Annotated in this window: 11 protein-coding genes; 10 read left to right on the top strand and 1 reads right to left on the bottom strand. The window is 68.4% G+C overall.

The features are described 5' to 3' along the window. From DRV84_RS14575 to DRV84_RS14545, 7 genes are all read left to right on the top strand, one after another. Window positions 1-1573, top strand: a 1573-nt coding sequence (locus DRV84_RS14575; protein ID WP_147298880.1) for a phage terminase large subunit family protein, incomplete at its 5' end; no start/stop codon positions are given. Continuing rightward, window positions 1497-1706 (top strand): phage head-tail joining protein, encoded by a 210-nt coding sequence (locus DRV84_RS14570; protein ID WP_023851464.1) that lies wholly within the window; start codon window positions 1497-1499, stop codon window positions 1704-1706. The genes DRV84_RS14575 and DRV84_RS14570, both read left to right, overlap by 77 nt. Further along, window positions 1706-3262 carry a phage portal protein gene (locus DRV84_RS14565; RefSeq protein ID WP_115981997.1) on the top strand — a complete coding sequence of 519 codons (1557 nt, stop codon included), beginning with the start codon at window positions 1706-1708 and terminating at the stop codon, window positions 3260-3262. The genes DRV84_RS14570 and DRV84_RS14565 overlap by 1 nt, the downstream gene beginning before the upstream one ends. A gap of 5 nt (window positions 3263-3267) precedes the next feature. Continuing rightward, entirely contained in the window at window positions 3268-5331 is a 2064-nt protein-coding gene (locus DRV84_RS14560; protein ID WP_115981995.1) for a prohead protease/major capsid protein fusion protein, read from the top strand. 77 nt (window positions 5332-5408) lie between these two features. Continuing rightward, a complete protein-coding gene (locus DRV84_RS14555; RefSeq protein ID WP_115981993.1) occupies window positions 5409-5744 on the top strand; it encodes a DUF2190 family protein in 336 nt (111 codons plus the stop codon). Next, window positions 5744-6055 carry a head-tail joining protein gene (locus DRV84_RS14550; RefSeq protein WP_115981991.1) on the top strand — a complete coding sequence of 104 codons (312 nt, stop codon included), beginning with the start codon at window positions 5744-5746 and terminating at the stop codon, window positions 6053-6055. The genes DRV84_RS14555 and DRV84_RS14550 overlap by 1 nt, the downstream gene beginning before the upstream one ends. Before the next feature lie 5 nt (window positions 6056-6060). After that, window positions 6061-6690: a DUF6441 family protein gene (locus DRV84_RS14545; protein WP_115981990.1), complete on the top strand. Its 630-nt coding sequence runs from the start codon at window positions 6061-6063 to the stop codon at window positions 6688-6690. Between the two features lie 46 nt (window positions 6691-6736). Here the strand turns inward: DRV84_RS14545 and DRV84_RS14540 are convergent, their stop codons facing one another. Beyond that, window positions 6737-6961 carry a DUF2188 domain-containing protein gene (locus DRV84_RS14540; RefSeq protein ID WP_115981999.1) on the bottom strand — a complete coding sequence of 75 codons (225 nt, stop codon included), beginning with the start codon at window positions 6959-6961 and terminating at the stop codon, window positions 6737-6739. 149 nt (window positions 6962-7110) lie between these two features. Between DRV84_RS14540 and DRV84_RS14535 the strand changes: the two genes are divergently transcribed. The 3 genes from DRV84_RS14535 to DRV84_RS14525 all read left to right on the top strand — a co-directional run. Continuing rightward, a complete protein-coding gene (locus DRV84_RS14535; RefSeq protein ID WP_115981988.1) occupies window positions 7111-8352 on the top strand; it encodes a helix-turn-helix domain-containing protein in 1242 nt (413 codons plus the stop codon). 8 nt (window positions 8353-8360) lie between these two features. After that, complete coding sequence (locus DRV84_RS14530) at window positions 8361-8876, top strand: PIN domain-containing protein (protein WP_115981986.1); 516 nt, start codon at window positions 8361-8363, stop codon at window positions 8874-8876. A gap of 32 nt (window positions 8877-8908) precedes the next feature. Beyond that, the coding region (locus DRV84_RS14525; RefSeq protein ID WP_115981984.1) for an acyl-CoA transferase at window positions 8909-9253 on the top strand (345 nt) is incomplete at its 3' end.

Here is a 9253-nt window from a genome sequence, read left to right as displayed (position 1 = left end):
CGGCATCCTGATCATGACGGGGGCGAACTCCGCGGTCGGGCTGCGCTCCACCCCGGCGCGCTACATCTTCCTCGACGAGGTCGACGCCTATCCCGCCTCGGCCGACGAGGAAGGCGACCCGGTCACGCTGGCCGAGGCGCGCTCGCTGACCTTCGCGCATCGGCGCAAGGTCTTCCTGGTTTCGACGCCGACGATCCGGGGGCTGAGCAGGATCGAGCGGGAGTTCGAGACGAGCGACCAGCGGCGTTTCTTCGTGCCGTGCCCGCATTGCGACGTCATGCAGTGGCTGAAGTTCGAACGGCTGCGCTGGGAAAAGGGCCGGCCGGAGACGGCGGAATATCTCTGCGAGGGCTGCGACGCGGCCATCGCCGAGCATCACAAGACGGCGATGCTGGAAGCCGGCGAATGGCGCGCGACGGCCGAGCCGGAGGATCCCGGCACCGTCGGCTATCATCTCTCGGCGCTCTATTCGCCGGTGGGCTGGCTGGGCTGGGACCGGATTGCGCGGGCCTGGGAGGTGGCCCGAGGCTCCGACGAGGCGATCAAGGCGTTCCGCAACACTGTCCTCGGCGAGACATGGGTCGAGACCGGCGAAGCGCCGGACTGGCAGCGGCTGGCGGATCGGCGCGAGGCGTGGACGCCGGGTTCCGTGCCCGCAGGCGGACTGTTCCTGACCGCCGGGGCCGACGTGCAGAAAGACCGGATCGAGGTCGACGTCTGGGCCTGGGGCCGCGGGCTGGAAAGCTGGCTCGTCGACCACCTTGTGCTTGAGGGCGGGCCCGGCGATCCGGCGTGCTGGCAGCAGCTGACCGACCTGCTGGTCCGGACATGGGCGCATGAGAACGGCCAGCACATGACCATCGCGCGGCTCGCCATCGACACCGGGTTCGAGACCAGCGCCGTCTACGGCTGGGCGCGGCGGGTCGGGTTCGCACAGGTCGTGCCGGTGAAGGGGCTCGAGGGGTTCAACCGGGCGAGCCCGGTGACGGGCCCGACCTATGTCGACGCGACCGTCGGCGGCAAGCGCCTGCGTCGCGGCGCGCGGCTGTGGTCCGTGGCCACCGCGACCTTCAAGGCCGAGACCTACCGCTTCCTGCGGCAGGACCGGCCGACCGCGGAAGAGGTCATGGCCGGTGCATCGTTTCCGCCGGGAACGGTGCATCTTCCGACATGGGCTGACGGCGAATGGCTCAAGCAGCTGACCGCCGAGCAGCTGGTCACGGTCAAGGGCAAGCGCGGCTTCGCCAAGCTCGAATGGCAGAAGCTCCGCGAGCGCAACGAGGCGCTGGACTGCCGGGTCTATGCCCGCGCCGCCGCCTGGATCGCGGGCGCCGACCGATGGTCGGAGGCGCGCTGGCAGGACCTGGAGCGGCAACTGGCGGTGGAGACGCCCCCACCGACACCGATCCCGCCGGGCAGATCAACCGGCCGGGACAGGCCCCGCAGGGCAAGCGCCGCTCCGACTGGCTCGGGCGGCGCGGAGGATGGTTTTGAACATGACCGACTGGACGGAAACCGAGCTCTCGGCGCTGCGCCGGGCCTATGCCAGCGGCACGACCCGGGTCAGCTATGACGGCAAGTCGGTGGATTACGGCTCGGCCGAGGACCTGCTCGCCCGCATCCGCACCATCGAACGCGCCATCGCGGGCGTCAGCCGTCCGCTGCCGGTGGCTGGGCTTGCGGGCTTCTCGCGCGGGGATCGGTGATGTCGGCGACCTGGTTCGACCACGCCATCGCCACGGTGGCGCCGCGCATGGCCGCGCGTCGCGTGATGGCGCGCCAGGCCTTCGCGACCCTGACGCGGGGCTATGACGGCGCGGCGCGTGGGCGGCGCACGGAAGGCTGGCGCGCGCCGGGATCCTCGGCCGACACCGAGATCGGCGTGGCCGGGGCGCTGCTGCGTGATCGGATGCGCGATCTGGTGCGCAACAACCCGCATGCGGCCAAGGCCGTGGCGGTGCTGGTCAACAACATCATCGGCGCGGGGATCATGCCCCGCGCCGCGAGCGGCGACGACAAGCTCGACCGCAAGGTCGACGCGCTCTTCGAGCGCTGGACGGCGGAGTGCGACGCCGACGGCCAGCTCGACTTCTACGGCCTGCAGACGCTGATCTGCCGCGAGATGGTCGAGGCGGGTGAGGTGCTGGTGCGCCGCCGCCTGCGGCGCGCGAGCGACGGCCTTCCGGTGCCGCTGCAGTTGCAGGTGCTGGAGGCCGACTTCCTCGACGCCACCAAGTCCGGCGCCATTGGCGCGGGGCGGCTGGTGCAGGGGATCGAGTTCGACCCGGTCGGCAAGCGCCGCGCGTACTGGCTCCATGCCGAGCATCCGGGCGACGCCTATGGTGCCTTGCAGAACGGGTTGCAGAGCCGCCCGGTCCCCGCGACCGAGATCGCCCATGTCTACGAGAAGCAGCGCACGCAGGCGCGCGGCGTTCCCTGGGGCGCGCCGGTGATCCGCAGCTTGCGCGATCTCGACGATTACGAGGTGGCCGAACTGGTCCGCAAGAAGACCGAGGCCTGCGTCACCGCCATCGTGTTCGGCGACGACGAGGCCCAGCAGGGCATCGCGCCCTCCGTCGTCGATGCCGATGGCAACCGCGTCGAGCAGTTCGAACCGGGGCTGATCGCCTATGCCCGCGGCGGCAAGGACATCCGGTTCAACCAGCCTTCGGCCACCGGGGGCTATGGCGAATACAAGCGGGCCAGCCTGCACACGATCTCGGCGGGCTTCCGGGTGCCCTACGAGTTGCTGACCGGCGATCTCAGCCAGGTCAACTATTCCTCGATCCGCGCGGGGCTCGTCGAGTTCCGCCGCCAGATCGACGCGGTGCAGTGGCAGCTGTTCATCCCGATGTTCTGCGCGCCGGTGTGGCGGTGGTTCACGGAAGCCGCCTGGGCGGCGGGGCAGATCCCGTCGCCAACCGTGCCAGTCGAATGGTCGCCGCCGAAGTTCGAGGCGGTCGATCCGCAAAAGGACGCGATGGCGAACCTGCTGTCGATCCGCTCCGGCACCATGACGCTGGCAGAGGTGATCGCGCGGCAGGGCCGCAATCCCGACGCCGTGCTGGCTGAAATCGCCGCGACCAATGCCAAGCTCGACGCGCTGGGGCTGGTCCTCGACAGCGACCCTCGCCGCGTCACCAAGACCGGCAGCGCGCAGACCGGCGATCCGGTGAACGATCCGGCCGCCGACGCACCGGACACCAACGACCCGGCCGCCGACGCGGACAATGACCCGGCGCAGGCCGACCAACAGGACTGACCTTCATGGACACGATGATCGAACTGCCGGCCATGCGCCGGTCGGCGGAGCTTGCGCCGAACACGGCCGATGCCGACAGCCGCACCGTCGAGGTGGTCTGGTCGGCGGGCGCGCGCGTCCGCCGCGCCACCTTCTTCGGCGAGCCCTATGACGAGGAGCTGAGCCTCGATCCGGCCCATGTCCGGCTCGACCGGCTGAACGCGGGCGCGCCGTTCCTGAAGGTGCACGAGCTCGACACGCTCGACGCGGTGATCGGCTCGGTCGTGCCGGGCTCGGCCCGGATCGAGAACGGGCGCGGCATCGCGCTGGTCCGGATCAGCGAACGCACCGATGTCGAGCCGATCTGGCGCGACATCCAGGCCGGGCACATCCGCGCGGTCTCCATCGGCTACCAGGTCCACCGCTTCGAGGTCTCGAAGCCCGAGGCCGCCCGCGAGCTCTGGCGCGCGGTGGACTGGACCCCCTTCGAGGTCTCCGCCGTCGCGGTCGGCGCCGATCCCGCCGCAGGCTTCCGCGCCCAGCACCCTCTTCACGACTGCGTCCTTCACCGCCGGGACGCCCCCACACCGCAAGGAGCACCCCCGATGACGGACAAGACCCAGACCACGGCGAGCGACGCCGCAACCCCCACCAACACCCAGCCGACCGCGCCGGTCGAAACCGAGGACACCCCCATGACCGAGCCGAAAGCGGCTGCGCCCGACCCGAAGGTCGCCGCCAGCGAAACCCGCGCGCAGCCGAAGCTTCAGACAACCGACACTCCCGCAGCGCCCGACACCGAAGCGGTCGCCACCCGCGCGCGCGAGGCCGAGCGCGACCGCGTCTCGACCATCTACGATCTGGCCGGTCGCCTGAACCTCGAGCGCGGCTTCGCCGAGGATCTGGTCAAGCGCGGCGTCAGCGTCGACGAGTCCCGCCGTCTGATCCTCGATCAGGTCGCGGCGAAGTCGGACGAGACCCGGACCTTCTCCCATGTCTCCGTCCCGCTGGGTGGCCGCGACGAGCGCATCACCCGCCGCGACGCGGTGGCGAATGCGCTGCTGCACCGCTACAGCCCCACGCTGTTCCAGCTGGAAGACGCTGCGCGCCAGTATCGCGGCATGACGCTGCTGGAACTCGCCCGCGAAAGCCTCGGCAATGCCGGGGTGAACACCCGTGGCCTGTCGCGCGACGAGGTGGCGACCCGCGCGCTGCACTCGACCTCGGACTTCCCCGAGATCCTGTCGGCGGTCACCAACAAGACCCTGCGGCAGGCCTACGAGGCCTATCCCCGCACCTTCATGCTGTTCTGCCGTCAGGTGCTCGCCACCGACTTCAAGGCCATGCATCGGGTCCAGCTCGGCGAGGCGCCGCAACTGCTTGAGGTCGGCGAGAGCGGCGAGTTCAAGCGCGGGACGCTCGGCGAGAGCAAGGAGAGCTACAAGGTCAAGACCTATGGCCGGGTGGTCGCGATCACCCGCCAGACGCTGATCAACGACGATCTCGACGCCTTCACCCGCATCCCGGCGATGTATGGCAACTCCATCGCGCAGCTGGAAAGCGATGTGGTCTGGGGCATCATCACCGCCAACCCGGCGATGGCCGACGGCAACGCGCTGTTCCACACCACGCACAAGAACCTCGCGGGCACCGGCGCGGCGCTCGACGTCGGCAGCGTCGGTGCGGCCCGCGCGGCAATGGCCAAGCAGACGGGCCTCGACAAGAAAACGGCGCTCAACGTCCGTCCGGCCTTCCTGATCGTGCCCGCCTCGCTGGAACTGAAGGCCGAGCAGCTGGTCGCGCAGAACCTGGTGCCCGCCGCGACCTCCAGCGTGGTGCCGCAGTCGATCCGCACCCTCGCGCCGATCAGCGAGCCCCGACTCGATGCTGCCAGCGAGACAGCCTGGTATCTGGCGGCGAGCCCGAACCAGATCGACACCATCGAGTACGCCTATCTCGAGGGCCAGCAGGGCGCCTACATCGAGACCCGCAACGGCTTCGATGTCGACGGCGTCGAGATCAAGTGCCGCCTCGACTTCGGCGCCAAGGCCATCGACTGGCGCGGCCTCTACAAGAACCCGGGCGCGTAACCCGCTTCCAATGCTGAACCCTGACATGCGGGCGGTCCTGACGGGCCGCCCTTCGTCTTTCCACGAGGATCCCCATCATGAAAACCTACGTCCAGCCCGGCAACACCATCACCCTGACCGCACCCTATGCCGTCGCCTCCGGCGATGGCCTGCTCGTGAGCTCCATCTTCGGCATCGCGGCCGGGGCCGCCGCCCTCGGCGAGCCCGTCGAGACCGCGCTCGTCGGCGTGTTCGACATCACCAAGGTCGGCTCGCAGGCCTGGACCGTCGGCGCCAAGGTCTATTGGGACGACACCAACAAGCGCACCACCACGGTCGCAACCGACAACACCCTGATCGGCGTGGCCGTCGAGGCGGTGGCGAGCGGCGCGGGCGACACCATCGGCCGGGTGCGCCTGAACGCGACGTTCTGATGAGCGCCTTCGCCGCCGTCGTCGGCGTGCTCTTCGCCGATCCGAACATCGGCCGGGACGCGGTCTACATCGCAGACGGCGGCGCGCCCGTGCTGGTGCGCGTCGTCGCCCGGCGTGCCGACGCGATCAGCGATTTCGGCGACGCGCGGATCTGGTCGGAAACGACCCGGATTGACCTACGCGTGGCGGAGGTTGCGAACCCGCGCCCCGGCGACCGCATCGAGATCGACGGCGACGCCTTCCTCATCCAGGGCGAGCCGGTCCGCGACCGTGAGCGGCTCGTCTGGACCGTCGATCTACGTCCGGCCTGACCGCGATGAAACTCAAGCTCGACATCGATCCCGACATCGTCGCGATGATGGCGGCCGAGGTCGCGGCCGGTGAACGCGCCGTGACGGCCGCCATGCGCGAGGCCGGGACCGGGCTGAAGACCGCGTGGCGGTTGCAGATCACCGGCGCGGGGCTCGGCACACGGCTGGCCAACTCGATCCGGAGCCAGAACTTCCCGAGGTCGGGCGAAAGCCTGGACGCGGCTGCACTGGTCTGGTCCAAGGCCCCAGTCATCGTGGGCGCCCATGACACCGGGCCGCTGATCCGGTCGAAGGACCGGTTCTGGCTGGCGATCCCGCTGCCCGCCGCGGGCAAGTCCCTGCGCGGCGGCAGGATCACGCCCGGCGAATGGGAGCAGCGCCGCGGGCTGCGCCTGCGCTTCGTCTATCGCCGCACCGGACCGAGCCTGCTGGTGGCGGAGGGCCGGCTGAATACGAAGGGCCAGGCGGTAGTGTCGCGCTCGAAGACCGGGCGCGGCAAGGTCACCGCGCCGATCTTCCTGCTCGTGCCGCAGGTCAAGCTGCCGAAGCGGCTGGACCTGCCGCGGGACGCGGACCGGGCATTGGATGGTGTGCCGGGGCTGATCGTGGCGAATTGGGTGGAGGAGCGGATTTGAAAACAAGCGGGTGCGCGGAGGGCCCCGAGGGTCCTCCGCGCCGTTCTTAGCCGCGGGGCGGGAAAGGGTCGTTTCCGTAGCTGTTACGCTCGCGGATCCGACCGTCACGCCCGTGGATCAGAACTTCGCTCTGCTGGTTTCGCGCAATCTCGGTGGCCCGGTCGATTGCCTCAGCCTGCGTGCCGTAGCGCGCGGTGTCGCGGCTGTTGCCGGCGCCGAGAACTGCCCAGCCGTCCTCGCGGCGAACCACGTGCTGGTTCTTGCCTGCCATGCCCATCACCTCCTTTCGGTGGCATGGCCATGATCTGGTGTACGGCAATCGAACGTTCAAGTAAGAATTTGACGTTATAGTGCGATCAACCTATCTTGTCCCCACGTGGGGGCCGGGAGAAGCCCGACACGCACACCGAGGAACCCGTCATGAACCGCACCGAAATGTCTCGTCGACTGAGGGAGGCACGAGAACTCGCATCAATCAGTCAGGCCGACGCTGCCGAAGCGCTTGGCCTTCCCCGCACGGCCGTCACTCAGATCGAAGGAGGGAACCGCGCAGTATCCACCATGGAACTTGCGCGCCTAGCGGATCTCTATCGTCGCCCTGTTAGCTGGTTTCTCGCGGACGTGCCGGACGCCGAAGAAGATGTCGTCGTTGCGCTGCATCGAATTGCCCCCGGACTCGACGCAGATCCGGAGGTGCGGGTCGAGGTGGACCGCTGCGTGCAAATCTGCCGCGAAGGTGTCAGCCTGGAGATCTTGCTGGGGCGCGAGGAGCGGGATGGGCCACCAGCATATCGTGAGCCCGTACCGAGATCGACCGGGGAAGCTGTCGCTCAGGGCGAGCGTGTGGCTGAACAGGAACGAAGGCGACTTGAGCTTGGAAGCGCCCCGATTGCCGACGTGACGGAATTGCTCGGCGATCAGGGAATTTGGGCATCAGTCGTCGATCTCCCGCACACCATGTCTGGCTTGTTCCTGCATCATCCGAGCATCGGCATGGCAGTGCTCGTGAATTCGGGACATGTACGCGCCCGCCAGCGCTTCTCGCTGGCGCACGAGTACGCGCACGCCCTCATGGATCGGAACAGGGTCGTCGGCGTCAGCAGCGCGGACAACAGCCGCGAAAGGATCGAACAGCGCGCGAATGCTTTCGCCGCCGCCTTCCTGCTGCCCGAAGCGGGCCTCGAAGAGGAACTGCGCCAGCTAGGGAAGGGCCAGCCGGCGCGCACTGATCAGATCGTCTTCGATGTGGCGACCGGCGGCAGCATTCAGGGCCAGCTGCGTCCGGCGCCCCGCTCTCAGACGATCGGCTTTCAGGACGTCGCTTTCATCGCGCATAGGTTTGGAGTGAGCTATCAGGCGGCGGTCTATCGTCTGAAGAGCCTTCGCTACATCAATCAACCGGAGAGCGTCCTGCTTCTGTCATCCGAGCAGGAGGAGGCCGGGAGGGACTATCTGCGCGCATTGGACCTGTTCGAGGATCTCGAGGAGCCGGTGAGTGGCAAGAGAGGAACCCGAGAGCTTCGGGGCCGGGTGGCGCATCTGGCGCTCGAGGCGTATCGGCTCGGCGAAATCTCCCGAGGGCGCCTTCTCGATGTGGGCAAGACCGTCGGCGTTGACGGGCGCAAGCTGCTTGAGCTTGCGGAAGCAGCGCGAGCCGAGTGACGCCCACGATGCCTGCGCCGCCACCCATTCTCCTCGTTACAGATACTTCTGTGCTGGTAAACTTCCTCCGGATTGACCGGATGGATCTCATCCGGGATTTGTCTCCACAATTCCTGGTCACAGACCATGCCGCTGGCGAAATTACCGATGCGTATTTGGACCAGCTGGCCCGCTTCGAAGCCGCGGTTGCTGCAGGATGCTGCGAAGTCTGCCGCGTGGAGGACGACGCTGCCCTGGAGATGTTCGGACAACTGACTGGCACGCAACGCCTCGGCATCGGTGAAAGCGCCACCATCGCACACGCCATTTCGATCGGCGCCGGTCTCGCTCTGGACGATAGGCGCGCAGCGAACGAAGCGCGTCGCATCAATGGAGGTCTCGTGGTTCTCGGGACCGTCGACCTGACAGTTCAGATGGTTGTCGAAGGCCTTCTAAGCGTCGAGGAGGCCGACGCCATCAAGGACGACTGGGCAGCTAACCACCGGTTCAGACTGAAGATCGCGAGCTTCGGCGACCTTCTCTGACCATTTTGTCGGTTCCATACGAAGACGGAAACATGCCCACCCCCCGCGAAACCATCCTCGCCGCGCTGCACGCGCGGCTCTCGGCGCTGCCCGCCACTGCACTGCGCGGCGAGGTGCTGCCCGAGCGCGTGCCGGCCGAGGGCCTGCTGATCCTGCGCGACGGCGAGCCGGGGGAGCCGGAAGTGACGCTGTCGCCGCTGCGCTACCACTACCAGCACCGCGCCGAGATCGAGGCCGTCGTGCAGGGCGCCGACCGTGACGCCGCCTTCGACGCGCTGACCGTCAGCATCGGCACGGCGCTCGCAGCCGACCGCACGCTGGGCGGGCTCTGCGACTGGGTCGAAGCCGAAGCGCCACGGCCGGTCGATCTGCCGGTC

This window comes from Rhodosalinus sediminis (genome assembly GCF_003385555.1).
Taxonomy (GTDB): domain Bacteria; phylum Pseudomonadota; class Alphaproteobacteria; order Rhodobacterales; family Rhodobacteraceae; genus Rhodosalinus; species Rhodosalinus sediminis.
This window is presented reverse-complemented; position numbering and strand designations above follow the sequence as displayed.

What these genes read in the sequence shown, in the direction of transcription:
- DRV84_RS14570 (WP_023851464.1), top strand. Translation starts at nt 1,497, where the DNA reads ATGACCGACTGGACGGAAACCGAGCTCTCGGCGCTGCGCCGGGCCTAT.
- DRV84_RS14565 (WP_115981997.1), top strand. Translation starts at nt 1,706, where the DNA reads ATGTCGGCGACCTGGTTCGACCACGCCATCGCCACGGTGGCGCCGCGC.
- DRV84_RS14560 (WP_115981995.1), top strand. Translation starts at nt 3,268, where the DNA reads ATGGACACGATGATCGAACTGCCGGCCATGCGCCGGTCGGCGGAGCTT.
- DRV84_RS14555 (WP_115981993.1), top strand. Translation starts at nt 5,409, where the DNA reads ATGAAAACCTACGTCCAGCCCGGCAACACCATCACCCTGACCGCACCC.
- DRV84_RS14550 (WP_115981991.1), top strand. Translation starts at nt 5,744, where the DNA reads ATGAGCGCCTTCGCCGCCGTCGTCGGCGTGCTCTTCGCCGATCCGAAC.
- DRV84_RS14545 (WP_115981990.1), top strand. Translation starts at nt 6,061, where the DNA reads ATGAAACTCAAGCTCGACATCGATCCCGACATCGTCGCGATGATGGCG.
- DRV84_RS14540 (WP_115981999.1), bottom strand. Translation starts at nt 6,961, where the DNA reads ATGGCAGGCAAGAACCAGCACGTGGTTCGCCGCGAGGACGGCTGGGCA.
- DRV84_RS14535 (WP_115981988.1), top strand. Translation starts at nt 7,111, where the DNA reads ATGAACCGCACCGAAATGTCTCGTCGACTGAGGGAGGCACGAGAACTC.
- DRV84_RS14530 (WP_115981986.1), top strand. Translation starts at nt 8,361, where the DNA reads ATGCCTGCGCCGCCACCCATTCTCCTCGTTACAGATACTTCTGTGCTG.